This window comes from Arthrobacter sp. Sr24 (assembly GCF_054511175.1).
Genome location: NZ_JBTNDB010000001.1, coordinates 94,942 through 121,147, shown reverse-complemented (window position 1 = coordinate 121,147; position 26,206 = coordinate 94,942). Strand labels below are relative to the sequence as shown.

23 protein-coding genes, 3 tRNA genes and 1 pseudogene are annotated in these 26,206 nt (G+C 60.9%); 9 read left to right on the top strand and 18 right to left on the bottom strand.

The window, feature by feature from the left end:
- Positions 1-27 precede the first annotated feature (27 nt).
- From ACX80D_RS00620 to ACX80D_RS00610, 3 genes are all read right to left on the bottom strand, one after another.
- Positions 28-921: a glycine betaine ABC transporter substrate-binding protein gene (locus tag ACX80D_RS00620; protein WP_459320596.1), complete on the bottom strand. Its 894-nt coding sequence runs from the start codon at positions 919-921 to the stop codon at positions 28-30.
- Between the two features lie 89 nt (positions 922-1,010).
- A complete protein-coding gene (locus ACX80D_RS00615; protein ID WP_459320595.1) occupies positions 1,011-1,913 on the bottom strand; it encodes an ABC transporter permease in 903 nt (300 codons plus the stop codon).
- A complete protein-coding gene (locus ACX80D_RS00610) occupies positions 1,913-3,181 on the bottom strand; it encodes a quaternary amine ABC transporter ATP-binding protein (RefSeq protein WP_459320889.1) in 1,269 nt (422 codons plus the stop codon). Before ACX80D_RS00610 ends, ACX80D_RS00615 begins: the two co-directional genes overlap by 1 nt.
- 701 nt (positions 3,182-3,882) lie before the next feature.
- On the opposite strand from ACX80D_RS00610, the gene ACX80D_RS00605 reads away from it, so the two are divergent.
- Together ACX80D_RS00605 and ACX80D_RS00600 are read left to right on the top strand one after the other, a co-directional pair.
- On the top strand, positions 3,883-4,686 hold the full coding sequence (locus tag ACX80D_RS00605; protein ID WP_459320594.1) for an exodeoxyribonuclease III: 804 nt from the start codon (positions 3,883-3,885) through the stop codon (positions 4,684-4,686).
- A gap of 3 nt (positions 4,687-4,689) precedes the next feature.
- Complete coding sequence (locus ACX80D_RS00600; RefSeq protein WP_459320593.1) at positions 4,690-5,532, top strand: hypothetical protein; 843 nt, start codon at positions 4,690-4,692, stop codon at positions 5,530-5,532.
- Positions 5,533-5,617: 85 nt separating this feature from the next.
- Here the strand turns inward: ACX80D_RS00600 and ACX80D_RS00595 are convergent, their stop codons facing one another.
- The 10 genes and pseudogenes from ACX80D_RS00595 to ACX80D_RS00550 form a co-directional block, all read right to left on the bottom strand.
- Positions 5,618-5,914: a hypothetical protein gene (locus ACX80D_RS00595; protein ID WP_459320592.1), complete on the bottom strand. Its 297-nt coding sequence runs from the start codon at positions 5,912-5,914 to the stop codon at positions 5,618-5,620.
- A gap of 68 nt (positions 5,915-5,982) precedes the next feature.
- On the bottom strand, positions 5,983-6,543 hold the full coding sequence (locus ACX80D_RS00590; protein ID WP_459320591.1) for a hypothetical protein: 561 nt from the start codon (positions 6,541-6,543) through the stop codon (positions 5,983-5,985).
- Positions 6,544-6,599: 56 nt separating this feature from the next.
- On the bottom strand, positions 6,600-7,199 hold the full coding sequence (locus ACX80D_RS00585; RefSeq protein ID WP_459320590.1) for a DUF6286 domain-containing protein: 600 nt from the start codon (positions 7,197-7,199) through the stop codon (positions 6,600-6,602).
- Positions 7,196-7,570, bottom strand: a complete 375-nt coding sequence (locus ACX80D_RS00580) for a hypothetical protein (protein ID WP_459320589.1) — start codon at positions 7,568-7,570, stop codon at positions 7,196-7,198. Before ACX80D_RS00580 ends, ACX80D_RS00585 begins: the two co-directional genes overlap by 4 nt.
- Positions 7,567-7,758, bottom strand: a complete 192-nt coding sequence (locus tag ACX80D_RS00575; protein WP_459320588.1) for a hypothetical protein — start codon at positions 7,756-7,758, stop codon at positions 7,567-7,569. The genes ACX80D_RS00580 and ACX80D_RS00575 overlap by 4 nt, the downstream gene beginning before the upstream one ends.
- A 125-nt stretch (positions 7,759-7,883) precedes the next feature.
- Positions 7,884-8,297 (bottom strand): annotated as a pseudogene (locus ACX80D_RS00570) (Asp23/Gls24 family envelope stress response protein); the annotation flags it as partial.
- Positions 8,298-8,512: 215 nt separating this feature from the next.
- Positions 8,513-8,911 carry a hypothetical protein gene (locus ACX80D_RS00565; RefSeq protein ID WP_459320587.1) on the bottom strand — a complete coding sequence of 133 codons (399 nt, stop codon included), beginning with the start codon at positions 8,909-8,911 and terminating at the stop codon, positions 8,513-8,515.
- Positions 8,912-9,278: 367 nt separating this feature from the next.
- Positions 9,279-9,354, bottom strand: a tRNA-Phe gene (locus tag ACX80D_RS00560).
- A 57-nt stretch (positions 9,355-9,411) separates the two neighbouring features.
- A tRNA-Asp gene (locus ACX80D_RS00555) sits at positions 9,412-9,485 on the bottom strand.
- A gap of 99 nt (positions 9,486-9,584) precedes the next feature.
- Positions 9,585-9,657: transfer RNA gene (locus tag ACX80D_RS00550), tRNA-Glu, on the bottom strand.
- Between the two features lie 253 nt (positions 9,658-9,910).
- On the opposite strand from ACX80D_RS00550, the gene ACX80D_RS00545 reads away from it, so the two are divergent.
- On the top strand, positions 9,911-10,318 hold the full coding sequence (locus ACX80D_RS00545) for a metallopeptidase family protein (RefSeq protein ID WP_459320586.1): 408 nt from the start codon (positions 9,911-9,913) through the stop codon (positions 10,316-10,318).
- A gap of 167 nt (positions 10,319-10,485) precedes the next feature.
- Entirely contained in the window at positions 10,486-12,063 is a 1,578-nt protein-coding gene (locus tag ACX80D_RS00540; protein WP_459320585.1) for a C40 family peptidase, read from the top strand.
- A 104-nt stretch (positions 12,064-12,167) separates the two neighbouring features.
- Here the strand turns inward: ACX80D_RS00540 and ACX80D_RS00535 are convergent, their stop codons facing one another.
- A complete protein-coding gene (locus tag ACX80D_RS00535) occupies positions 12,168-13,187 on the bottom strand; it encodes a universal stress protein (RefSeq protein ID WP_459320888.1) in 1,020 nt (339 codons plus the stop codon).
- A 211-nt stretch (positions 13,188-13,398) separates the two neighbouring features.
- Here ACX80D_RS00535 and ACX80D_RS00530 point away from each other — a divergent pair, with 211 nt between their 5' ends.
- The 3 genes from ACX80D_RS00530 to ACX80D_RS00520 all read left to right on the top strand — a co-directional run bounded on the left by ACX80D_RS00530 (position 13,399) and on the right by ACX80D_RS00520 (position 16,868).
- Positions 13,399-14,712: a type III PLP-dependent enzyme domain-containing protein gene (locus ACX80D_RS00530; protein ID WP_459320584.1), complete on the top strand. Its 1,314-nt coding sequence runs from the start codon at positions 13,399-13,401 to the stop codon at positions 14,710-14,712.
- Positions 14,709-16,016 carry a D-arabinono-1,4-lactone oxidase gene (locus ACX80D_RS00525; RefSeq protein ID WP_459320583.1) on the top strand — a complete coding sequence of 436 codons (1,308 nt, stop codon included), beginning with the start codon at positions 14,709-14,711 and terminating at the stop codon, positions 16,014-16,016. The genes ACX80D_RS00530 and ACX80D_RS00525 overlap by 4 nt, the downstream gene beginning before the upstream one ends.
- A 135-nt stretch (positions 16,017-16,151) precedes the next feature.
- Positions 16,152-16,868, top strand: a complete 717-nt coding sequence (locus tag ACX80D_RS00520) for an FAD-binding protein (protein WP_459320581.1) — start codon at positions 16,152-16,154, stop codon at positions 16,866-16,868.
- Between the two features lie 149 nt (positions 16,869-17,017).
- Here ACX80D_RS00520 and ACX80D_RS00515 read toward each other — a convergent pair whose 3' ends face one another.
- Entirely contained in the window at positions 17,018-17,602 is a 585-nt protein-coding gene (locus tag ACX80D_RS00515; RefSeq protein WP_459320580.1) for a copper resistance CopC family protein, read from the bottom strand.
- 275 nt (positions 17,603-17,877) lie between these two features.
- Between ACX80D_RS00515 and ACX80D_RS00510 the strand changes: the two genes are divergently transcribed.
- Both ACX80D_RS00510 and hutG read left to right on the top strand, forming a co-directional pair.
- Positions 17,878-19,332, top strand: a complete 1,455-nt coding sequence (locus ACX80D_RS00510; protein WP_459320579.1) for an NCS2 family permease — start codon at positions 17,878-17,880, stop codon at positions 19,330-19,332.
- A gap of 164 nt (positions 19,333-19,496) precedes the next feature.
- Positions 19,497-20,462 carry a formimidoylglutamase gene (hutG, locus tag ACX80D_RS00505; protein ID WP_459320578.1) on the top strand — a complete coding sequence of 322 codons (966 nt, stop codon included), beginning with the start codon at positions 19,497-19,499 and terminating at the stop codon, positions 20,460-20,462.
- 47 nt (positions 20,463-20,509) lie between these two features.
- Here hutG and ACX80D_RS00500 read toward each other — a convergent pair whose 3' ends face one another.
- The 3 genes from ACX80D_RS00500 to hutH all read right to left on the bottom strand — a co-directional run bounded on the left by ACX80D_RS00500 (position 20,510) and on the right by hutH (position 26,178).
- Complete coding sequence (locus tag ACX80D_RS00500) at positions 20,510-22,588, bottom strand: ABC transporter ATP-binding protein (RefSeq protein WP_459320577.1); 2,079 nt, start codon at positions 22,586-22,588, stop codon at positions 20,510-20,512.
- A complete protein-coding gene (locus tag ACX80D_RS00495; RefSeq protein WP_459320576.1) occupies positions 22,588-24,318 on the bottom strand; it encodes an ABC transporter ATP-binding protein in 1,731 nt (576 codons plus the stop codon). Before ACX80D_RS00495 ends, ACX80D_RS00500 begins: the two co-directional genes overlap by 1 nt.
- A 291-nt stretch (positions 24,319-24,609) precedes the next feature.
- The gene (gene hutH, locus ACX80D_RS00490) at positions 24,610-26,178 is read right to left on the bottom strand and encodes a histidine ammonia-lyase (RefSeq protein ID WP_459320575.1); all 1,569 of its coding nucleotides are present in this window, start codon (positions 26,176-26,178) and stop codon (positions 24,610-24,612) included.
- Positions 26,179-26,206 lie beyond the last annotated feature (28 nt).

Here is a 26,206-nt window from a genome sequence, read left to right as displayed (position 1 = left end):
GATAGCGTCCTCAGGGAGGAGTGGGGGTTACTTGGTTAGGCCGTCCACGTAGTCCTGGTTTTCGCCGATCCACTTCTCCACGATCGGAGCGTAGTCGTCGGTGTCGACATCGTTGAACATGGCGTTCTCCAGCGATGACAGCGTGTCGGAATCCATTTTGAAGTTCTTCAACCAGCCATCAAGCGTCGGGTAATCCGTGTCGAAGTCCAGACGCGAGAAGCTGTGGATGCCTTCAGCAGCGCCCAGCGTGCCCTTGGGATCCTTCAGGTCCTTCACGGGGAAGGCGTCGTAGGCCCAGTGCGGACGCCACAGGGTAACAACGATGTTCTCGCCCTTGGTGGTTGCCGTCTTCAGCTCGGAAAGCATGGCCGGGGTGGATGAGGTGATGTAATCCATCTTGTCCAGGCCGTAACCCGGGATGACCTCATTGGTCGTAGCTTCCGTCAGACCGGCTCCGGGCTCAATGCCGATGATCTTGTTGCCGAACTTGTCGGCGTTGGCCGCCAGTTCCTCGAGTGAGTCGATGGGGGCATCCTCGTTGACGGCGATCGTCAGCTTGGCGTCGTCGTACCATGCACCGAGGTCTTCCATCTTGTCGCCATACTCTTCGATGTAGGTCTTGTGCGTGACGGGCAACCAGGTATCCAGCACAACGTCGTAGTCGCCGGCGGAGAGACCCGAGTAAACGGGTGCCGCGTCGGCGTTTTCCAGCTCGACGTTGTAGCCCTTCTCAGTGAGGATCGCCTTCCATAGCTCGGATGCCGCTACGCCCTCATCCCAGCCGTTGAACACGACAATCTTCAAATCTTGCTTGTCACCGTTGACCACAGTGGCCGCTTCATCTGAGCCGGATCCGCAGGCGCTCATGCCCAGTGCTAGTGTTGCCGCCATGGCCACAACACCCATAAATTTCTTGTTCATTGTTCATTCCTTTCATTGACAGCCCAGAATTCATGGCTGCCGCGATTGGTTTGTAAAAATTTTCGTTCAAGCCGGTTATCCGGTCCCACCTAGGCGTTCGCGTCAACCTTGGTGGAGGTTTTTTTGTCGGTTTTGCGGGTTGGGCGCTTGCCGGCCCCGCTAGTGGACTTGGTGCCGAAACTGGCCGTCACGCGGTCCAGGAAGATCGCGACGATCACCACGGCGATGCCTGCTTCGAAACCGAGACCGGCGTCGATGCGGTTCAAGGCGGCGACAACGTCACCGCCCAGACCACCGGCGCCGACCATGCCAGCAATGACCACCATGGACAGCGAGAGCATGATGACCTGGTTGATGCCGGCCATGATGGTGGGCCGGGCCAGTGGCAGCTGGATTTGATACAGGATGCGTGCCGGGCTTGACCCAAACGCATGACCGGCCTCCACCACTTCCTTATCCACACCGCGAATGCCCAGTTCCGTGAAACGGACGCCGGGGGCCATGGCGAAGATGATCGTGGCGATGATGCCCGGCACCACACCCACCCGGAACATGACCAGGGCCGGGATCAGGTAAACCATGGCCGGCATGGTCTGCATGAAGTCCAAAATGGGCTTGATGACCCCTGAAGCCCGGTTGGAACTAGCCGCCCAAATACCCAGCGGAATACTGATCACCACGGCCACGATGGTGGCGATGGCCACCAGCGCCAGCGTAGCCATGGCGTTCTCCCATTGGTTCACACCAACGATGATGGTAAAGCTGATCGCTGTTCCCACGCCGAGTTTCCACCCACTCGCCCACCAAGCAATCGCGGCAAACACCACGATAATGGCCCAGAACGGAGGTGTCGCCAGCAGCCACTCAAGACTGTCGTAGGCGCCAACAAAAATACTGCGGATGAGTTCAAAGACACTGTCGAAGGTGGTGGTCAGCCAATCGAGCCCAACTTCAACCCACTTGCCCAGGGGAATCCTAAAAATCGGTTCCACTATGCGTCTCCTTCGGTCTTGGCCAGCGCGGCCGTAACAACTTGTTCGGGGATGGGCGCCACGGCCGTATCCACCACTGGGAATTCACCCGTGGTGGAGGGGACGTTGCCCAAGGCGGCCAGCAGCGTCACGCGCGGCAAGGCACCCACGAGCCGTCCGGCGTCGTCCACTACGGGCAAGGGGATGGGACTCTCCACGGCGCGGCCGAAAAGATCATTCAACGCTGTGTCCGGACTGACCGGCTCCACGCTGTCGCGAATCACGGCAGAGAGATCGGAGCTGTGCGCTTCCACCTGCTTCATGACGTCGCGGTCACGCACTGTGCCCAGATAATTGCGGCGGCGGTCCACCACAAAGGCGGCCGAAACTTGCAAGTCCCGCATGGTGCGCAGGGCGTTGCGGGGCCCGCCGGACAGGTTGACCACGGCAAGCGCAGGCTCCATCACGCCACCGGCAGTGAGCACACGGGTCCGGTCGACGTCCTGCACAAATTGGGCCACGTAATCATTGGCGGGGTGGGTGAGGATCTCATCCGGGGTGCCGATTTGGACAATCTCACCGTCACGCATGACGGCGATCCTGTCACCTAAGAACATGGCCTCGTTGAGATCGTGGGTGATGAAGACAATGGTCTTCTCCAGCTCCGACTGCAACAAGACCAGCTGTTCCTGCATTTCACGGCGAATCAGCGGATCGAGCGCGGAGAACGCCTCGTCCATGAGCAGGATGTCGGTTTCGGCACTCAGGGCGCGGGCCAAGCCAACGCGCTGTTGCATACCGCCGGAGAGCTCGCTGGGGTATTTGGCTCCCCAGCCTTCAAGGCCCACCAGGTTGAGGATCTTCTCGGCGCGGGCCGATCGCTCAGCCTTTGCCACACCCTGAACTTCCAGTGCGTAGGCGGCGTTCTCCAGGACAGTGCGGTGCGGCATGAGCGCAAAGTGCTGGAAAACCATGGAGATTTTCTGTTGCCGAACACGACGCAACTCTTTGTCACTGATCTTGGAAATATCAGTTCCACCCACCACAACGGAGCCTTCGGTGGGCGCCCAGAGGCCATTGAGGGTGCGGATCAACGTGGATTTTCCGGAGCCCGAAAGCCCCATCACCACGAAGATCTCACCCTTTTTGACCTCAAAAGAGGCATCGATGACGGCAGCCGTTCCAAGCGCGGACAATTCCTCACGCTTCTTGCCGCCCTTGAGGCGCTTTATAACTTCGGCGGGTCGCTTGCCGAAGACCTTGTAAAGATTGCTGACACTCAAAGCAATGTCATGCCCGTTGTCGTTGTCGTTCTGAGTCGGCTTGTGCCCGGATTCGGACCCAATTTTCGGCTCGATTGTCACGTTGTCCGTGGATTCGTACACGTAGTACCCATCTACACGAACGTTCAGGGCCCGCTGTGGCGGTGGCCCAAACGAGCGCGATTGGTGATCTCGTGCTGCAGGCGTTGTTACGCGTCAAACTCTTCGCTCCCCCGCACGCCCCGGCCGGGGCAGCAAGGAAAGACGGTCTCGCCGTTTAAAAGCAAGAATCGGGAAGCTATCCCTACCGCCAGTTCGACGGCCTGTGTCTGGCTGCCACTCCCCGGGGAAACATGATTCGTCATGTTCACGCACGTTTATGGCAGTTGCCCGCAGGCTTGTCGGTCTACTGGTTCGCTTCCCACGCTAACAGAGGCAATTTCGCTATTGGCTTAATATGGCCAGTCCGGCCCCTATCCGAGCGACATCTCACACGCTGTGACGCCGCAGTTGTGCGGCGAGGCAAGCGTTACAGCTTTGTAACCCTAGCCAGTTTCGACAGCACTGGGATAGTGTCCATCCCCACAGTTTTCGCCGCACCAGCATCAGCATCGCAGGAACTCCGCGGCGCCGCGGAGTTGCAGCCGCATCTATAAACAGCCCCGCAAGAAGCCCCAACACAACCGTACGGAGCACTTTCACGACCCTTAACTTGATAGCTTGGAGGGGTGAAGATTGCTACCTGGAATGTGAACTCCCTGCGTGCCCGTGCCGACCGCGTAGAGGATTGGCTGCGCCGGACCGACGCGGACGTGTTGGCCATCCAAGAAACCAAATGCAAGGACGAGAACTTTCCCTGGGAGCTCTTTGAAAACAATGGTTACGAGGTGGCCCACTTTGGCTTCAGCCAGTGGAACGGGGTGGCCATTGCCTCCCGCGTTGGCCTCGAGGACGTGGAGCGCACCTTCTCCGGTCAGCCCGCCTTTGGGAAGGGCGGCAAGGATCCCGTCCAGGAGGCCCGAGCCATCGGCGCCACCTGCAACGGCGTGCGTATCTGGAGCCTCTACGTCCCTAATGGCCGCGCCCTCGACGACGAGCACATGCCTTATAAGCTCCAGTGGCTTGACGAGCTCAAGAACCAAGCCACCGGATGGCTAGCAGCAGATCCCGACGCCCAGATCGCACTTATGGGTGACTTCAATATTGCTCCCCAGGATGACGACGTCTGGGACATCGACTATTTCCGCACCCAAGGCCTCACCCACGTCAGCGAACCTGAGCGGGCAGCATTCTCGGCGTTTGAATCGGCCGGTTTCACCGACGTCGTCCGCCCCTTGCACCCGGGCCCCGGCGTCTACACCTACTGGGATTACACACAACTGCGATTCCCCAAGAAGGAGGGCATGCGCATCGACTTTACGCTGGCCTCCCCGGCTCTGGCCGCCCGAGTGATTGGTGCCGAAATCGACCGCGAAGAACGCAAGGGCAAGGGCGCCTCGGATCACGCTCCAGTCATTGTGGAACTGGGCTGAGTCTTGACTGACGGGCTGTACTTGGGCGGCCTGCAGCTTCCCTATGTCTCCAGCCTCCGCATTTACTTACCCCGCGAGGCATATACGCTCTCTGAATTCGCCTATTTAGAGGGCCTGCTGACTCCTGAGCAGAACGGAATCAGCGTTGATGCCAGCGAATTGGCTGACTCCCTCAGACGGGTCAGCCGCCCCACTCCCAATCCACTTCCAACGCCGGGTGGAGACCGGGTGCGCGTGCTCACCATGGGTGAGGGGGAAGAGACTTTGTATGCGCCGAACCAGATCGTGGCCCGCTCCATTGCTAGCGCCACCGAGCTCCTCACCGGCAACTTGAGTCAGCTGGCAACGCTAATCCTTCCGCAGGAGGAATGGACACGGCAGCTGGAGCATGCCTCCGGAGCAAAACATCTGGAGCTGCCCCTGCAGACCCGAACCTCAACCTGGGGCGTCCCTTTCAGCTGGTTCATTTTGGTATATGCCAATGACCGTATGGAAGTGGTGGAGGCCAACGGACGCATCCTGACTGTTCGGATTCAGGTACCAGTGGCCACAGCCTTAGGGCGGGTCGAAAGAACCCTGGGCATGCTGGCCGCCATGGCTCCAGAAATGGACCTCTTTGAGGAGCTCCAGGATCTAGGGCACTGGTTGGCCGGCTTCAATGACGCTGGGGTGGTGGAGTTGGACTACGGCCCGGTGGCTCAACGGGTCCACCCTGACGATTCTCCCTCCGACGTGCACATGGGGTTGCAATGTCTGGCAGAAGGGGACCTCACCGGCGCCGCGGCCGCCTACCGCAGGCTAGCGAACCGTTGGATGCCTGTGCGGCAGCGGGCACGTTCAAACTGAACCCAAAAACCCCACTATCTCTTTGGGCTGCCTAGGCAATAAGAGCTGTAGTGGGGTTTGGGTGAAGCGTGTTGACTAGCGTTATTTACTTATCGCCCTTGAAGATGCCCGCGATCTTGGCACCGAGTCCCTTGGCGTGCTCAACAGCATCCCCAGCCAATTCCTTCACGTTTTCCGCTGCGTCCTCAGCGAATTCCTTGATGTTCTCGCCAGCGTCTCCGGCGAATTCCTTCAGGTTTTCAGTTGCGTCGGCCGCTACATCTTTGGCCTTGCTGGCGGCATCGCCGGCGAAATCCTTCACGTTCTCCACAGCGTCAGCTGCAAATTCCTTAGCCTTGTCTACTGCTTCTGCTCCGCCGTTGCCTGCATTGTTTTCGGTCATGATGCCTTCCCTGATGCGTTGCCGTGGGCCCCAAGCGAGAAAATCTCGAGGGGGATGATGAAAAGAGACTAGCGGACTCGTTCGGCTTTAGTGAACCGTGACCTAGCGCCGCTTCCAATGCTCAGGAGTACCGGAACTTCAAAGCCCAGCAGCTCATCCAAGGCCGCGACTAGCTCGGTAATTTCTCCGGACACCAAGTGGGGCGAGACCCCTTGACGCGGCAACACGCGCACCTTGATAGCCGTCCGCCCGCGGAAGTCATAACTTGTCACTGTGACACCCACAAGATCCGTGCGTTCCAGCAAGGCGCTCTTCAGCGCATGCTCCGCCACAGCGCAACTGAGCTTAACTGCGCCGGCAGCTCCGTCGTCGTCCGAGTTTCCTTGGTAATCAAGCAAAGTGCTGGCCCGGCCCTTACCTTGATTGCCGATCCAGGTGATCATCACGATCACCACGATCAAGAAAAAGAGCGACACGGCAATCCATATCCAGCTCTGTGAAGTCAGCAGTAGCCGTGTCCGAGCCTCCAGATCCAGCAACCAATCCAGTTCCGCCTGTGCGTAGCGCTGCCACCAGCGGGCCGCGGCGGGGCTTGCAGCGAGAACCGCAGCACCAACGCCGACGATCATGAAAACCAGGCCAATTAGGCTCAGTAGGAACCTATTCAGGCCCCTCGGTGTGCCGTTCATATCCCGATCACCCCACTCTCAGCCATTTTCACGCTCACGGTGGGAACTGGATCCAAGCCCATGTCCGCGAGCTGCGCCTCAACAGCGCCCTTGATGTGCGATTCGGACAGGACGGACCCCGAGGTGGGCCGAACGTTGACCTGCACCTGACGGGCGGAAACAACCACCATGACCTGTTCGCGGGTCACCCCCGCAGCCATGCGCGCAGCCTTGGCCAAGGAGGAAGCAACCACTTCATCGTCAACCACGATGGCAACCCGCGGATGGCTCAGGACGTGCCGTGCACGCCGACCTGGCAGGACGCCATGGCAAAAGAAAATCAACCCAAAAAGAGCCAGCAGCGCCCCTGCTGAGCCAAGGAGTACTCGAGGGATGCCACCGGGAAGATCAGCAAGGAACTGCAGGATCGTCCCTGGGCGGGCGAGCCACGTGGGCTGGCCCAGGGCAGCCAGCACAGATTCCAATAGGAAGTACAGCGCGAGGGCAGCCACCACAAGAGCGGCGATGACGGAGACACCGGAGCGCGCTGAATGGGTCTCCCGCCGCACAATGTGCCGGTCCAAGTTCTGCGGGCGTTCCTGAGATGGGCCGCTCATGAAACCCTCCCGTCTTCGCGAAGCAGCAACCCAGAAATCCGTACGTCGACCCTGCTCAGGCGTGAGCCACTGAGATGCTCAACCTGTTTCAGGATGCTGGCTTTGGCTGCAATTGCCCGGCTAAGAATGCTCCCCCCGGACGCAGCGAGACGGGCAGGGTCACGGCTGACCGCGCTCAAGGGGGGCGCACCCATGGCGGAGGAAATAGACAGCGCCAACAATCCGTCGTCGTCATTCCAGTTCACCCTCACCTGGGCGGGCGGGACGGCGAGAACTTCCGCCGCAGCAGCCTTAGCAACTGAGGTCAAAGCTTGCGTGCTGATGCGGTTGTGACCCGCGAGCTCGCGCGCGGGAACCAGTTTCTCACTCACGACGACGATCGGCGGCCTGTGAGCGCATCGAGAGCACCGCGCCAATCAAGTTTTCCGCTGGCTGCCCGGCCTATGAAGGCCCCGACAGCGATGAAGAGTGCACTGATGACAAAGCCCCAAAAGCCGAAGGCGAACGCCATGAATGCCAGAAACGCACCAAACGCTGCGCAGACAACACTGAGATTCACAGCTGCTCCTCGGCTTCTCTTGAATCGATACCTCGCGCAGGCGCTGGTGCGCCGGGCGCGCCGGCGGCGGGTGCGCCGGCGGCGGACTTGGCGCTACTCAAACGGTCCGTCAGACGGGACCGTGGCGCGGGTTTTTCAGCGTCAGCGGAAGGGATGAACACATCCGTGATTTCGATGTTCACTTCAATGACGTCCCGGCCCACCAGTTCTTCAACAGCCGTGTAAACAGCAGCCCGGACCGAATTAGCCAGTGTTTGCAACGGGTAGCCGTATTCGGCCATGAGCACCAGGTCAACGGCCACTTGCGATTCGCCAACCTCAACCCTGACACCTTGGGTGAGATCCGTGGCACCTACCACTTCGCGAATGGCGCCGATGGAACGTGAGGCCCCGGAACCGAGCGCGTGAACTCCAGGTACATTTCGGGCTGCAATGCCAACAACCTTGGCCACAGCCGTCTCTGCGATGACTGTTCGCCCTTCCCCCTGTGCGGGGTTGGCGGGGGCAGGATCCTGTGAAGCTTTGTTGTGCGAGTCCATCAACGCGCCCTTTCTGTTTCCTTTACGGTAAGCCTATTCACCGAAATGTTGGGGGGCAACGCCGCAGGACTCAACTGGCATTCTCTACTGCTCAGCTGTTGGGCATATTTATCCCCGAGCGATTACTCGCCTTCGCAATTTTTCTTGGCCCAGGCACCAATGGGCTCCATGGCCTTTTCGAAATTGGCATCGTTCCAGACCTTGCGGTCCACGGCCTAGATACTGATGACCTTCAGAAGATTCTCCAGGTCAGCCTTGATTTCAAGCGGAGCCTTTTTCGTGGACTCCGCCTCTTGATCAGCCATTTTCTTGGAGCTCTCGCCACTCGGGTCGATCTTCGCGAAAAATGCCAAGGTGCTGCCGATGCTAACCACAGCCGTCACTCTCAGGCAAGCTTCGACGTTGCCGCCCAAGCCTCCCAGATCGCCCAGCTTGCCCAGCTCTGAGGCTAGGGCGTCGGCTTCCGTTCCGGTTTCCGGGTCTGTGCCAGTTCCCGGGGTCTCTTCTGGACTTACGTCGCGGGGTTGGTCCGCGGCAGCTTCACTACCGGAGTCGCTGCCCTGATCACTAAAACCTGGGACCAATGAGCAGCCGGTGGCGGTCAAAGAGCCCATAAGCAGGATCGCCAATAGAAAGAACACTCGCCGAAAAGTTCGCGTCAATCGCAAGGTGACCCCCAATTTGAAGCCCACGATCAGCCACTATGAAGCCGACCCCTAACGGCCATTGTGGCATAAAACACTATTTTGAGCCGCTAACGAGGTTGAAGAGGGGCTAACTGTGCCCGAAACGGAGGCCAACCTCTAAACGTCTCACCGCGAGACCTCGGATCTGGCCCCCTAAATCGCTTCCAGGGGGCCAGATCTGAGGACTCGCGGAGGCTGACCTGCTAGACCAGACCCGAGGAGGCTAACCCAAGAAAGGGAACGGAGGAACCAAGAGGGTTAAGACGAGAAAGACCCCGATTCCTCGGGGTCTTACTGGTGGCTCCGACCGGCGTCGATCCGGTGACCTTTCGATTTTCAGTCGAACGCTCTACCAACTGAGCTACAGAGCCTTGGTGATCTGAAAATCTCGTCACCAGATCTTCTTGCACTAGTCAAGAAAACCATAGCGACCCTGACGGGACTCGAACCCGCGACCTCCGCCGTGACAGGGCGGCGCGCTAACCAACTGCGCTACAGGGCCATACGTTTACTGCTTTTGTTGCTATCAACACTCTCGTGTGATTTTCACGAGTTATAGCGTACCAGCCTTTTTCCAGCTGATTTACCACTCACTCGCAAGTACCCCCAACGGGATTCGAACCCGTGCCGCCGCCGTGAAAGGGCGGTGTCCTAGGCCGCTAGACGATGGGGGCCTAAGTCAGCTTCTTACCCTCCGCGTTGTTGCCACCGCATTGGTCCGAAGTGGACTCCAAAAACTATAGGGCCTATTTGCTCAGAACACAAAACGAACATTCGCCAAAAAACGCCCAATCTCCGTTCGGAGCCAAATCAAAGCCGAAAAAACACCACCAACAAGCACTAAAATCGCCTGCACGCAGAGCAAGAGCCCAGCATTTACACGGCTAAGACACCAAGAGGGTACCAATAACTCACTAAGCTTGAGTCATGCATCACAATCCTTTGGCAGGCATTCCCTCCTTTGCTCCTTTCAGCATGGGTGAGGAGGAATTTGATGCCGCCGTACACACCGCCTTGGCCCAGATCCCCGCCGGGATCAGAGCAGAAATGGATAATGTGGCGATCTTCATCGCTGACGACTACCAGCCGGCTCCAGGCGAGCACCCTGACACCGTCTTGCTGGGCCTCTATGAAGGAACGCCACTTACTGAGAGGGATTCCTGGTGGGAGGCTGGCTCGCTGCCGGATCGAATCACCATCTTTCGCCAGCCTATTTTGGACATCTGCCAGAGCCCCGATGAGGTCATCCACGAAGTCACCGTGACCGTGATTCACGAGATCGCGCACCACTTTGGCATCAGCGACGAGCGGCTGCACGAGCTGGGCTGGGGCTAAATGACACCGTTGTGGTTCAGGTGAATGGTGTTTCTCATGTTGCCAAAGCGTTCTGTCTGGCCGTAGGGTCTGGGTTAGCTGTGTAAATGCGCCGTGAGTCACCAGCCTCCGGCCTGCGGCGTGAGAACCGCACCATGTACCGCTCCTACCCACTGTGAGGCCCTTGGATGAGTATGCGCTTTTTGCTTCGCGGCACGGCCGTCTTGGCATGTGCCACCTTGGCTTCGGCCGCAGTCATCTCTCCCGTCACCGCCGCACCGGCCTCCCAGGCAGCAGTTGGCGCCAGTGCAATAAGTTCGGCCGCATTAAGTTCGACGGCGTTCGTAAAGTTTGCGCCGCAGCCCCACCTTCCGTCCATCCCCAGTGAAGATGAGATCGCCCAGGCCAAGAAGTCTGAAGCGGCTACCGCGGCAGCTGCTGCCGAACTCGAAGCCATCCTCTCCTCCGCCAATGACCGGCTGCAGGCCACCAGCATGGCTGCCTTGGGCGCCAGCGATGCCTACACGGAAGCATTGGTGGTGCTGGAAGAGCGGCGAAACGAGGCCGAAACCGCTGGTGCTAAAGCCGAGGCTGCTCGGGGCGCGCATGGCAAGGCCAAAAAAGAGTTGGGCCAGCTGGCAGGCAATCTCTACAAGTCCGGTGGCGTAGGGCTGAGTGTACAGACACTGCTCACCAGCGATGACAGTGATGACGCCCTGTACCAGGCCTCCACGCTCATGGCACTGAGTTCCAACAGGGCCCACACCTTTGCATCAGCCGAAGCGGCAGCGTCCACTTCGGCCGCCTTGGACGCACAAGCCTTGGCAGCAAGTACAGCCGCCGAGCAAGCCACAGCCGCAGCAGAGTCCTCCCGAGCCTTAGCTCAGGGTGCAGCCGATGCCCAGTCCGCCGTCGTAGCCGAAAACCAGTCTCAACGAGATATCCTCCTCAAACGGCTTGCCACCCTCCACAACACCACGGTGGAACTGGAAGGCGCCCGGGTTGACGCCTTGGCCCAGAAAGCCCGTGAAGAAGCTCTGAAACAGCAGATTGAAGCATCCGGAGATACTCAGGCGCCCGTCCGCCCACCAGTGTCCGGAAACAATCCTGCCGCCATTCCAGCAGTGCCCGCGCCCAGGCCGCCAGCCTCTACGTCGCCTAAGCCGCCCAAGCCGCCGGTAGCTACAACGCCCACAGCACCGAGGCCACCGGCCACCACCGCACCGAAGCCGCCGGCACCCACAACGGCTCCGAAGCCGCCGGCACCCGCGCCTGCCCCGGCACCAGCACCCGCGCCTGCGCCCAAACCTCCGGCGCCCACCACGCCAGCACCAGTTAAGCCGCCCGTCAAACCTCCTGTAGCACCACCTGTGACTCCCCCAACGGGTAGCTACACGCAGGTCATGGTCAACTACGCCATGTCCAAAATTGGTAGCCCGTACCAATGGGGCGGCAACGGCCCCAACGCTTTCGATTGTTCAGGGTTGGTGCAGCAAGCCTTTGCTGCGGCTGGTAAGTATGTGCCGCGCCAAGGCTCCGACCAGTTCTGGGATGCCCCCGTGCGGGTTCCACTGTCACAGATGCAGTACGGGGACCTACTGGTCTTCAACGAGGACGGCAATGGCCGCTTCAGCCATGTGGCCATTTATATTGGTAATGGCCAAGTAGTCCAGGCATTGAACTACAGCCAGCCCGTGACTGTCACACGGTTGTCGGACATGGTCCCCAACTACATGAGCCTGTACCCGTACGCAGCTAGGTACTAATCACCAGCCAGCGTTAACGCCGTGAGCCGGGGCGTTCTCCGACAAGGAGAGCACCCCCGGCTCACGGCGTTTCATGCACCTGTCAGCATCGATAGGCGGAAGCGTCAGGCCTGTAGTAGTGGGCCAAATGCTGAGCGGTCCTCTTGGCGGGGGTCTGCCCTGTCCCGGACCACCATGACCGGGCCCTTGGCGTGGTGCCGCACCCCGTCCGTGGTGGAGCCGAGCATCATCCCGGCGAAGCCACCGCGGCCGCGTGTTCCCATGACCACCAGTTCTGTGGTTTCAGTGGCCTTGACCAGCGCTTCAACCGCGGAGCCCTCGAGCAGCTTGACCTCGATGGGCAATTTCGGGAAATGGTTGCGTAGCCACTTTTCGCCGGCGTCCAACTGTTCTTGAATTTCAGCGAACAAAGCGTCTCGGTCCACGGGAGCGGGCATCCATGCCAGTGATCCGGTGTAAGGCTGGACGGCGCAGATGATCCGCAACATGCAGCCGGAGCGTTCTGCCTGTTCGGCTGCGATGAGCACTGCGTACCGGGCCTGATCCGAGCCATCCACACCCACGGTCACAACCTTTTCCAGGTCAGTACTGGATGCGCCAGTTACTGCAGTGCCGGCTTCTAGGTCTGCTTCCAACCGTGAGGCACAGCTCAGGGGCACCGTGACCGTGGGACACTCAGCGTGGGCTGGCAGGGCGGAGCTGACGCTCCCCAAAAGCCTGCCAATGAAACCGCCGCGGCCACGTGAACCAAAGACCAGCAATTCAGCGGTTTCGCTCAGCTCCAACAGCACCCCTGCGGCATCGCCGTTTTCAACCCGCGCATCCATCTCAATATCTAGGTGAGCCACCTTGGCAGCCGATTCGCGAAGGACAGCCTCGGCACCTTGGCGAATAACGTCGTCGTCCACGGTTGCGTAGCCACCATCAAGGCCTGATGCGGCGAAGATGGGGACGGTGTAGGCGGTGACCAGATGCAGCGGAACTTTGCGTAATTTGGCTTGGCCTGCGGCCCAAATCAGAGCGCAATCGCTCTGCTTGGAACCGTCGATCCCGACCACAATTCCTGTCGGTGCGGGGATGGGTTGGTGCGCTGCGCCTTGCGGTGATTGCTCTTGACTGGTCATCATGCGCCTCCTAGTTCATACGTTCAGGAGAGGAGAAAATCATCGATTGCCTCTCCCTCGCGGCCTGTACTTGTGACTATTGCGGGTTCAATGGGGCACGTCAAGTTACGATCCGGCGAGCGCCGAAAATGACCTCATCTGCGCATCTGCGCATCTGCTCTCTCACATGTGACAGAGTGAGCATTACTCGCAATTAAGAGGGTGGTTAATCATGTTGAAACTGCTTGAAACGGCCGTCGCGCGCGGTCTGCGCAGTGAGCCGGCGGTGGACTCCGGCGCGCAGAGTGCCATCTGGGCGCAGGCCGATGCGGCGTGCGCCGAGTTGTCCGCGCCTTTAGCTGTCCTCAATGTTGCCGCACTATCTGTGAACGCTGGTTCGCTGCTGCGCCGGGCTGCCGGTAAGCCTATCCGGGTGGCCAGCAAGTCCATTCGAAGCAAAGAGGTTTTGTGCGCCGTATTGGCCCAGCCAGGCTTTGCCGGGATCCTGGGATTCACCCTGCCGGAAGCACTGTGGCTCGCTGCAGATCCTTCGGACGCTTTCACCGACATTGTGGTGGCGTATCCCACCGCCGATGCCGCCGCCCTGCGCTCCCTGGCCGCCGATCCCCAGGCCTGCGCCCGCGTCACGCTGATGGTGGACTCCACGGAGCAACTGGACTGGATGGTGGCTACGCTGGCAGACCTCCGCCCGGCAGCCCCGCTCCGCCTGTGTCTAGATCTGGATGCGTCATGGCGGCCCTCCGTTGCCGGCCGGACTTTAGGCCACATTGGTGTGTACCGCTCCCCGGTGCGCACCGGCGCCGATGCCCTCGCCCTGGCATTAGCGATCGGCGGCCACCGAGCTGGCGGCACCCCGCTCTTCCGGCTCGTGGGCATCATGGCCTATGAGGCACAAATTGCCGGACTGCAGGACACCCCACACACGAAAAACAAGGTGGCAGACCTAGCCAAGTCACAGCTACTCCAACAAATCCAGCGGTCCTCCATGTCCGAGATCATGGACCGCCGAGCCAACGTCGTTGCTGCCGTACGCAATGTTTGCGATCTCGAATTCGTCAATGGCGGCGGCACCGGAAGCCTGGAACTGACCGCTGGGGACCCTCCTGTGACAGAGCTGGCAGCCGGTTCGGGGCTCTTTGGCCCAACGCTCTTCGACGGCTATTCGCGCTTCACCCCAGCCCACGCCGTCGGATTTGCCGCGCCTGTTCTCCGGCGACCTGCACCGGAGATGGTCACAGTTCTGGGCGGCGGCTGGATTGCCTCCGGCCCCGCCGGTCATGACCGCTCTCCTGTGCCCGTATATCCTGCCGGGTTATCGCTCGTGCCCACGGAGGGCGCTGGCGAAGTTCAAACCCCTCTGCGCGGGACAGCGGCGGCCAGCCTGAAAATAGGCGACAAAGTCTGGTTCCGGCACGCCAAGTCCGGGGAAATCTGTGAGCATGTTGACGCTCTAGAGATGCTCGACGGCGGCCAAAGGGTGGGCAGGGCGCTCACCTACCGCGGGGAAGGGAAAGCGTTCGTATGAGTGAGTGGCGCAATTGGGCAAGGGACCAGCGGTGCCGTCCTAGCGCCGTGGCCCTGCCCGCCACGGTGGCCGAGGTCTCGGCTCTGGTCATGACTGCTGCCGAGAGCGGTAGCTCCATCAAGGCTGTTGGGGCCGGGCACAGTTTTACCGATATTGCGGTGACCGGCGGCGTTCAGCTGCGCCTCGATGGCGTCAGCGGACTACTGCGAGTGGATAGGGAAATGAAATTGGCCACCGTGGCAGGTGGAACCCGTCTGTATGAAATTCCCGCACTGCTGGCTCCGTATGGGCTGGCAATGGAAAATTTGGGTGACATTGACCAGCAGTCCATTTCTGGCGCCATCTCCACCGGAACTCACGGCACCGGATTGAAGTTTGGCGGCATTGCCACTCAGGTTCGGGCTTTGAGAATCGTCACTGGAACCGGTGAAATCAAGCACTGTTCGGCCACCGAGAATCCGGATTTGTTCACGGTGGCCCGGGTGGGGCTTGGCGCCCTGGGAATCATTGTTGAGGTCACCTTGGCGTGCGTAGATGCCTTCATGCTCCATGCCGTGGAACGGCCGGAGCCGCTGGCAGCCGTCATGGAATCGCTCCCCGAGCGCAATGCCACCCGTGACCACTTTGAGTTCTATTGGTTTCCGCACACCGATCTGGCCCTGACCAAAACCAACACCCGCTATCCACTCGGAGAACTGCCGCAGGGAGTAGGCGCGTTGTCGCCGGCCGCACGTTGGGTGGATGACGTATTGGTGTCCAACACGGCCTTCTCGGCCCTGTGTAATTTTTCTGCCAAGGTACCCTCGGCGATCCCGGGCATCAACAAGATGGCCGCCAAACTGACGGGCAACAGGGAATTTGGCGATGCCTCCCACAAGGTGTTTGCCACGCACCGCACGGTACGCTTCAGGGAGATGGAGTACGCCGTTCCCCTGACCCAAGTCCCTACGGTTTTGGCCGAGCTGGACGCCATGATCACTCGCCGCCGACTGCAAATTTCCTTCCCTGTAGAGGTCCGTACTGCGGCCGCGGATGACATTGCGCTCTCAACGGCCAATCACCGCGAGACGGGCTACATTGCCATCCACCAGCATGTGCAATCCTCGCCCTTGGAGTACTTCCGTGCGGCCGAAGAAATCTTCCGAGCACACTCCGGCCGACCTCACTGGGGCAAGTGGCATTTCCTCCAATCGAAGGACTTTTTAGAGCTCTACCCAGATATGGAAAAGTTCTGTAGTGTTCGGGATGTTCTGGATCCCAAAAAGGTGTTTCGCAACGCCTATTTAGATCGAGTGCTGCCCTGATCTCGGGACTGAGTGCTCAACACTGAGCGCTCAGGGTTCAGGACGAACCACCCGCTTGATCCGTTCTTCGGCACAGTCCCATTTGGGCTGTGGCGCCCGTGAATTCTCCTACCGTTCGAGGAGGCATTTGCCATCATGGCTGCGATAAAAACTGCCCTGCCCCGGGCTATGACGTTGTCGGGACTCACTACTGCACACGCTGCTACTCCCCGGGGAACCACCGCTGAAAGCACCACCACCGTGGTGATCGGTTCCGGGTTCTCTGCCCTAGCCATTGCCACTGAGCTCAACCGACAGGGCATCGAGACGATCGTGGTGGATAGCTCCATCCCCGTCCAGCACTCCCCAGTCCCACCCACCACGGGCGGCATCAGTTTGGCTGCTTTGAGCGAGCGTAGCGAAATTGTTCGGCTGCTGGAACACTATGCCCGGCGTCATGAAATGGACATCCGTCCGGCAACCCAGGCTCTGGATTTCACCCACCTCCACGGCGACAATCTCCACGGCGCCGTCACTACTGTCGAAGCTGGCGATGCCGCTGGCACTGTTGGTGAGGAGAGCGCCCATCGGCAATGGCGGGTACTGACCACATCTGGCACGCTCACCGCCCACAGCATTGTCTTCACCCGGGGCGCGCTAAGCCAGCTACGCAAGGTTTTACATAGCGCGGGCGTCACCACCGCAGCCGAAGTCCGCACAGCAATGCAGGCCCTAGGCCTGTACCTGGTTGGGGTGGGCGATCTAGCCATTCCCACCACGCAGGAAATCTTGCACCAAGCCAAGCGGGCCAGCCAGTCCATTTCAGCCCGGCTTGCGGCACTGGAATCACAGTCCTTGGCCGCGACTGCCTGAACTTAGAGCTTGAACGTACCGCCTGAACTTACGTTCACAATCCAACGCGAAAATGAACTTACGTTCACAATCCAACGCGAAAAAGAAGGCTAGTGGTCAGCCCCGAGGCCGGCCACTGGCCTTCTTTTTACAAGAGTTATCGCGGGCGATTAGTCCTCGCTGGAGAGCCGGCGCCGGGCAACAACCACCATGGCCACCACCAAGCCGAGTAACACGACTACCAGACCAATGATGCTCCACGGCACTGTGGAGCTATCTGCAACGGGCTCTGCTTGCGGTTCCGGCTGGGCTTGTACGGAAACGACCGGTCCGGCACCTGCTATGGCCCCTGCACTTGACGCCGAACCAACACCAGCAGCCGTCGCCGTGAAGCTAAATGTTCCCTCGATGGGGTGGGAATCGGAGGACACCAAACGCCACTGCACCGTGTACTTTCCAGCCGGAGCTCCCGGTCGCAGCGCCTGAGTGGCTGCAGTGTCTAAAACCTGAACATCACCGGCAGCCCAATTAGCACCAGATTCATCAGTGACCAACACCTGAGACCCAATTACGGCCGGGGTGTTGCTCAGGGTGATCTGAATTTCATCTGGGACCGTAGCCACCGTGGCACCGTCAGACGGGGACGTTGCCGTCACTGAATCGTGAGCAGAAGCCGCCGTGGACGTGCCGAAGAAAACCAACAAAAGCGCCAATATACCTGCCAAAGAGCGGCGCACCAGTTTTTTTGATGTCATGTTTGTCTCATCCACGCGGTCTCTGACGGGAGAAATCACAGCAAATCGTCCTTTAATCGTTGGGGAATGCCACCTCACGTTATCCCACCATTATGGGAGTTTGCCCAACAAAGGCGGCACCCGGGCGAGGAAGTAGCGCTGAGATGAGGGCCGCCGTCGTACTTCCTGACGTGGGAAAAATCCAGCTGCACCACCATCCAGCGCCCCCGCAGTACCAGCTAGTATTTTTCACGAATAACTTAATTTCTTTTCACTTTGCCCGGAGGGCTCTTTACATGGCTACCAAAACGGATGTCAGGCTGTCAGCGGTCGACAAATACTTCAAGATCACCGAGCGCGGCTCAAACTACTCGCGAGAGATCCGCGGCGGTTTCGCCACCTTCTTCGCGATGAGCTACATCGTGGTGCTGAACCCGCTGATCCTCGGCGGCGCCGACTCCACCGGTGAAGTGCTGGGCCTGGAACGCGTTGCTGCCGTGACAGCGTTCGTGGCCGGTATCCTGACCATCCTGATGGGCGCCTGGGCCAAACACCCCTTCGCCCTGGCTGCCGGATTGGGTGTCAACGCGTTCATCGCCGTCACCGTCGCCACCAACCCGGGACTAACCTGGCCCGATGTCATGGGCTTGGTGGTCCTCTCCGGTATCACTATGTTCATTCTGGTGCTGACCGGCTTCCGAACAGCCGTTTTCAAGGCTGTTCCGGAGGGCCTCAAGACGGCCATTGTGGTGGGTATCGGCATGTTCATTGCGCTGATCGGTCTGGTTAACGCCGGTTTTGTGCGCCGTATCCCCGACGTTGCCGGGACCACCGTTCCGGTAGGCCTGGGCTTCGATGGCAAGCTCATGGGCTGGCCCACGCTGGTGTTCTTGGTCGGTTTGGTCCTGACCATTGGTCTGGTGGTGCGCAAGGTCAAGGGCGCCATCCTGATCGGCATCCTCGTCTCCACCGTGCTGGCCAACATCCTCGAGATGACGCTGCACATTGGCCCGTCCAACGACGGAACCACCAGCAACCCCCAGGGCTGGTCACTGGTTTCCCCGCAGCTCTCCGCCTGGTCATGGCCTGATCTGTCCCTGATTGGACACGTCAACCTCTTCGGTGCGTTCTCCAAACTCGGCGCCCTGGCCGCTGTCCTACTGGCGTTTGTCATCTTGTTGAGTATCTTCTTTGACGCCATGGGCACCATGGTTGGTCTGGCCGCCGAGGCCGGCACCGTGGACAAGGACGGCAACATCCCCGACGTAGACAAGGTCCTGCTCGTTGACGCTTTCGGCGCCATCGCCGGCGGTGGTGCGGCCGCATCCTCCAATCAGATCTACGTGGAATCCGGCGCCGGTATTGGCGAAGGTGCCCGTACGGGCCTGGCCTCAATCGTCACCGGCCTGCTCCTGCTGCTGGCCATGTTCGCCACCCCACTGATCAAATTGGTCCCCTTCGAAGCTGTTGCCCCCGCCCTGGTAGTGGTTGGTTTCATGATGGTCTCCCAGGTGGGCAAGATCGATTGGTCCGACTGGGGCATTGGTATCCCGGCCTTCCTGACGTTCACGCTCATGCCGTTCACATACTCGATCGCCAACGGCCTCGGCGCCGGCTTCATCGCGTTCGTGTTGATCCGCCTGTTCCAGGGCCGCGCGAAGGAAGTCCACCCCTTGATGTGGGCTGTTGCCGCAGCGTTCATGCTGTTCTTCGGCATCGGCGTCATTGAGGGCATGTTCGGGGTCAACTAACCCACATTCCTCCCCGCTTCACCTCCGCGAAAGGTGAGCAGCGCACAATGTTTCCCTTGAACATTGCGCACTGCTCACCTTTCGTTTTTTGTTTTTCTGCCATGCCAGACGCTGCGACCACTCCCGGACTGGCATTGTGCGCCCCGGTGCTGTTCGCTAGAACCATGACCAACTCTTCACTCGCCGTTGATGCGCCTCCCACCCCCTGGACTGGAAGGAACGACGGCGACTCCCCCGCCCACCGCCGCTGGTGGCAGGCGGTCTCCACCACAGCCGCACCGGCCGCGGCGTCCTCCTTGGATGCCGCACTTCCCGGGCCTGCCGCGCTGATCGGGTTCCGTTCCGACGCCGGAGTAGCCCGCAACCTGGGACGTACCGGCGCCGCCACCGGCCCTGCCGCGATCCGCACCGCGCTGGGCTCGCTCGCCTTCCACGGCACCCGGCCAATATCTGATGCCGGGGACATGGTGGTCGTTGGCGACGCACTGGAAGATGGCCAAGCCCGCTTAGGCGCTGCCCTAACATCCATGCTCGACGACGGGCACCTCACCGTGGTCTTGGGCGGCGGCCACGAAACCGCATTCGCCAGCTACCTTGGCGTGGCATCGACCGCAGCCCTCAGCAACGGCGCTCGGCTGGGTGTGTTGAATTTGGATGCCCACTTTGACCTACGCGACGCCCCAGCGCCCAGCTCGGGTACGCCGTTTCTGCAGATGGCCCGCGCCGAAGCCGCCGCGGGCCGGGAACTCAATTACGCCGTCGTCGGCATCAGTGAGCCGAATAACACGGGCGCCCTCTTCGACACCGCTGATGACTTGGACGTGAAGTACCTGCTGGATGAGGACTGCTCGGCGCAGCGTACCGAGGCCTTCGTGACCTCATTTTTAGAGACCGTGGACATCGTGTATCTGACCATCGATCTGGACGTGCTGCCATCCGCCGTCGCCCCCGGAGTCAGCGCCCCCGCGGCCTACGGCGTCCCGCTGCCGGTCATCACCGCGGTCTGCCGCCAAGTGGCTGCGAGCGGCAAACTTTTCCATGCCGATGTGGCCGAACTCAACCCCGACTTCGACATTGACAACCGCACAGCCAAAGTAGCGGCCCGCCTGATCGACACCCTGCTGCGCTAAGTTTCGGCTCGGGTTAGCAGCCGCACCGCCCGGTCCGCCACTGAGTGCTAGTGGACCTCGGCAGCTACCTCCTCGTCTAGGCCGTGGCCGCCTTGAAACTGGGTCATGTACAGCTTGTAGTAAGCGCCGCGGCGTTTGAGAAGCTCGTCGTGGTTGCCGTGTTCTACGATGTCGCCGTCCTCCATGACCAAGATGGTGTGGGCGTCGCGGATGGTGGAGAGCCGGTGGGCGATCACGAATGAGGTCCGGTCCGTGCGCAGCGCCGCCATGGCGTGCTGGACCAAAAGCTCGGTGCGAGTGTCCACGGATGAGGTGGCCTCGTCCAAGATCAGCAGCGAGGGCTTGGCAATGAACGCCCGAGCAATGGTGAGCAGCTGCCGTTCACCCGCCGAGACCGTACCGCCGTCGGCGTCAATGACCGTGTCATAGCCGTCCGGCAGTTGCCGCACGAACCGATCCACCATGGTGGCTTGCGCGGCGGCAACAATCTCCTCGTCGGTGGCATCCAGGCGCCCGTAGCGGATGTTCTCGCGGATGGTGCCCTCGAACAACCACGCGTCCTGAAGCACCATGCCTACTTGGGCGCGCACCTGTTCGCGGGACAGCTCACGGGTGTCCACGCCGTCGAGCATGATCCGTCCGCCGGTGAGCTCGTAGAAGCGCATGACAAGGTTGACCAGCGTAGTTTTTCCCGCGCCGGTGGGGCCCACAATGGCCACGGTTTGGCCCGGTTCCACGGTGAAGGAAACGTCGCGGATGAGCGGGGTCTCGGGTGCGTAGCTGAAGGAGACGTTTTCAAAGCGCACGTGCCCGTCGGTTTGAGCAGGCAACAACGCCGAATCTTGCTCCTCTTCCTGCTCGTCGGCGTCGAGAATTTCAAAGGTCCGCTCCGCCGAGGCCACCCCGGATTGAATCATGTTGGCGATGCCCGCAATCTCACCAATGGGCTGGGAGAACTCGCGTGAGTACTGGATGAACGCCGTGGCATCACCTAGCGTCATCTGGCCCGTGGCCACACGCAATCCACCCACGACGGCGACCAGCACGTAGGAGAGGTAGGAGACAAACTGCATGGCTGGCATGATCATGCCGGAGACGAATTGCGCTCCGAAGGACGCCTTGAACAGCTGCTCGTTGCGCTCATCGAACTCCGCCAACATCTCCGTATCACGGCCGTAGGCGCGGACCAGTTCAAGGCCGGAAAACGTCTCCTCAATATGTCCGTTGAGGGAGCCGGTGTGCTTCCACTGCGCGGCGAAGAGTTTCTGCGAGCGCGTGCCAATGACACCGGCAATGATCGCTGACAACGGCAACGCGATCAGGGCGATGAGTGCCAGCTGCCAGGAGACGATGAACATCATGACACCAATGCCGATCACCGTCAGCGCGGATTGCACCAGTTGCGAAAAGGCCTGCTGCAGCGCTGCCTGGATGTTGTCGACGTCGTTAGTCACGCGTGACATGAGATCCCCGCGTTGGCGGGTGTCGAAGTAGCCCAGGGGTAGGCGGTTGAGTTTGCGTTCAATGTCTTCGCGGAGGCGGAACACCACCCGCATGACGAGGGCGTTGAGCAGGAACCCCTGGAGCCACATCAAGGTGGAGGCCACCATATAGAGGACGAGCACAATGATGATGAGCCGGCTCAGTTCCGCAAAGTCGATGCCAGCTCCCGGCACCAGATTGGTTTTGGCGAGCATGTCCGCCATCTGATTGTTGCCTTCAGCGCGCAACCCCGCAACGATCGTTTCGAGAGGCACCCCTGAGGGCAGTTGCGAGCCAATCACGCCGTTGAAGATGACATCCATGGCCTGGCCCAAAATCTTGGGTGCGATCACCGTCAGCACCACGGAGGCTACTACCAAGGCAATGACCACGGAGAACATGAGACGCTCCGGGCGCAACAGCCCTACGAGCCGCTTCACCGACGGCCAGAAGTGCTCGGCCTTCTTGGCCGGCGTGCCGCCAAACATGTCCCCGTCTGCCTCGGTGGGCCTATATTCCGGAACCAGCTCCTCCTCGATAGCGTCGATCTTCGGAGCTTGGTCCGGCGACTTCTTCGGCGCACGCTCCGGCCCCTGGCTCGGCGTTTGCTTCCAGGACTGTCCGTCCTTGTCTTTGCGCGCCATCACGCCACTCCCTCAATACTCAGCTGAGACTCAACAATTTCGCGGTACGTCTCGTTGCCCGCCAGCAGATCTTCGTGCGTGCCACTACCAACTATTTCGCCGCCGTCGAGCACGATGATGTGATCCGCTTCCCGAATCGTGGAGATCCGTTGAGCCACGATAATCATGGTGGCCCCGGACGTTGCGCCGCGCAGGGATTCGCGCAGCCTCTGATCAGTGGCCACATCGAGCGCCGAGAACGAATCATCGAAGAGGTATATCCGGGGGCGTGCCGCCAGCGCCCGGGCAATGCATAGCCGCTGCCGTTGCCCGCCGGAAACATTGGTGCCGCCCTGCGCGATGGGAGAGGCCAACTGCTTCGGCTTCTCTTCCACGAAATCCTTGGCCTGGGCCACGCGCAATGCCTCCCACAGCTCGTCGTCGTCCGCGTCTGGCCGCCCAAACTTGAGATTGGAGGCCACCGTTCCGGAGAACAGGTACGGCTTCTGCGGCACCAGGCCCACCAACTCCGCCAACTGCTTGCGGCTGAGCGCGCTGACGTCCACGCCGCCAATGCGCACGGTCCCCTCCTGCGGATCGAACAGGCGGGGTATGAGGTTCAACAGCGTGGACTTGCCGGAACCCGTGGAGCCCACGATCGCCGTCGTTCTTCCCGCCTCAGCCGTGAACGAGACGTTGTTTAGCACCGGGCGCTCGGCACCGGGATATCCAAAGGTGACCTGTGAAAATTCGACGGCGTGTGTCACCGGGAGCTCCCGGCCCGCGGGAACTTTCAAGCTTGGTTCGGCCATGAGCACCTCGTCCAGGCGTTCGGCCGAGATGGCGGCGCGGGGAATCATCATGACCATGAAGACGCCCATCATGACGGCGACCAGGATTTGCAGCAGGTATTGCAGGAATGCGGTGAGCGAACCCACCTGCATCTGGCCGGCGTCGACCCTGTGCCCGCCGAACCAGAGCACGGCGGCGGTGGCTAAGTGCAGGATCATCATGATGACGGGGAACATGAGCACGAAGAGGTTGCCGACGCGCACCGATACGCGGGTCAGATTCAAGTTGGCTTCGCGGTAACGCTGCGCCTCAAACTTTTCGCGGACGAAAGCCCTGATGACGCGGATTCCGGTGATCTGTTCGCGCAGCACGCCGTTGACGGTGTCGATCCGGTCCTGCATTTCGCGGAACAGCGGCAACAACTTGACCACCAGGAAGCCCACCACAATGAACAGCAGCGGGACGGAAACCCACAGCAGCCACGACAGGCCCACGTCCTCGCGCAGGGCCATGACGATCCCGCCAATGCACATGATGGGTGTGGAGACCATGAAGTTTAACGCCATAAGAACCAGCATCTGGACCTGCTGAACGTCGTTGGTGTTGCGGGTGATCAGCGTGGCGGTGCCGAAGCGGCTCACATCCAGGGCGCCGAGTGCGTTGACGCGATGGTAGACCTCGCGGCGCAGATCGCGGCCGATGGCCATGGCGGTGCGGGCGCCGAAGTAGATACCGGCGATTGCCGATATCACTTGGACGAAGCACACCACGATCATGGTGACGCCGGTGGACCAAATGAAGTCGGTATCGCCCTTGGAAATGCCTTGATCAATGATCTGGGCATTCAAACTGGGCAGGTACAGTGCGGCAATAGTGGAGATGAGTTGCAGGACCAGCACGGCCACAACCCATGCCCAGTAGGGTTTTGCGTGGCGTATGGCCAGGCGGAGGAGTTTCACAGAGGGATCCATTCGAATATACGTCTGAATAGCGACGTACCCAACATTAAACACCGCTGGGTCTGAGCTGTCGAGGGTAATTGGGGTTGGCGAAGGTGTCTGGGGTGCCCTCCCACCTCGAGTTCTGACCATAGCGCCGAGATGCGTGGCTGTAGGCATACATCTCGCCGCTAAGGTCAGAACTCGATGGCGCGGGCGGTGGGGCGGCCCGGATCAATTCAGCGGCCCCAATCAGTCCAGCGGCAGGCGGTGGCGCGGGCGGTGGGGCGGCCCGGCCCGGCGCGGCCCGGATCAGTTCAGCGGCCCGGTGGCCTTCTCCGCCGCCGCACGGATGGCGCCGGAACCCACTAGACGGTCCGCTTCTTCTAGTTCCGGCGAGAGGAACCGGTCACTGCCCGGGCCCGGAACCGTGGCGCGAAGTAGCTCAATGACAGCGGCGCCGGCCGGGCCGGGGACCAGTACGCCGTCGGACATGGACGAACGCATGTCAATGGCGCGGGTGGCGGTGACCAACTCGATAGCAAGCACGCGGCGCAGATTTTCCACGGAGCGGCGCAGCTTCCGGGCGGCGTGCCAACCCATCGAGACGTGATCCTCTTGCATCGCGGAGCTGGGGATGGAATCCACCGAAGCGGGGACGGCCAGCCGCTTGGAATCCGAGACGAGCCCGGCCTGCGTGTACTGCGCGATCATGAGACCCGAGTCAACGCCCGGATCGCCGGCAAGAAATGCGGGCAGCCCCTGTGAGCGGGCGGGATCCAGCATGCGGTCGGTGCGGCGCTCGGCGATGGAGGCAACGTCGGCGGACACAATCGCGAGGAAGTCCAGCACGTATGCCACTGGGGCGCCGTGGAAGTTGCCGTTGGAAGAGACTCTGCCATCCGGCAGCACCACGGGGTTGTCGATCGCGGCGGCAAGTTCGCGGGTGGCCACCAGGAGCGCGTGGTCCACGGTGTCGCGCGCGGCGCCGGCCACCTGCGGTGCGCACCGCAGCGAGTAGGCGTCCTGCACGCGGGAATCTCCCACCCGGTGTGAGGCTACGATCGGCGAATTGGCCAGCACAGCCAGCATGTTCTGCGCACTGGCGGCTTGGCCGGGATGGGGGCGCAGTTCCATGTGCAGCTCGGGCACAAACACCTGGTCGGTACCCAGCAAGCCCTCGACGCTCAGCGCCGCGGTGATGTCCGCCGTCGTAAGTAAAAGGCGCAGGTCAGCGATGGCCATGAGGAGCATCCCAAGCATGCCATCGGTACCGTTGACCAGCGCCAGGCCTTCCTTTTCGGCCAGTTCCACCGGCGTAATGCCAGCCTCGGCAAGGAGTTCGGGGACGGGACGAATGACGCCGTCGGGCCCTGCCGCCTCACCCTCACCCATCAACACCAGAGCGCAATGTGAGAGCGGCGCCAGATCTCCTGAGCAGCCGAGCGAGCCGAATTCGCGGACCACGGGCGTGATGCCGGCGTTGAGTACCTCCACCATGGTTTTCAGGACCAGCGGGCGCACGCCGGTCCGGCCGCTGGCCAGAGTCTTGGCGCGCAAGAACATCAGCGCTCGCACCACCTCGCGTTCCACGGCCGGGCCCATGCCCGCGGAATGGCTGCGGATGAGCGATTTTTGCAGCTGCGTGCGCATCTCCGTGGGAATGTGCCGGTTGGCCAGCGCGCCGAAACCCGTGGAAATGCCGTAGGCGGGCGTCTCTGAATGCGCCAACTTTTCAATATGTTCCCTGACCCGTTCGACGCCGGCCAGCGCCTCCGCGCTGATCATCACCTTGGCATTGTGGCGGGCCACGGCGATGACGTCCTCGGGTGTGACGCCATTTGAGGAGAGGGTGACTTCTTGGCGCTGGGCGGCAGACATGGCGGATCCTTAAGGTGAGGCAATCTTG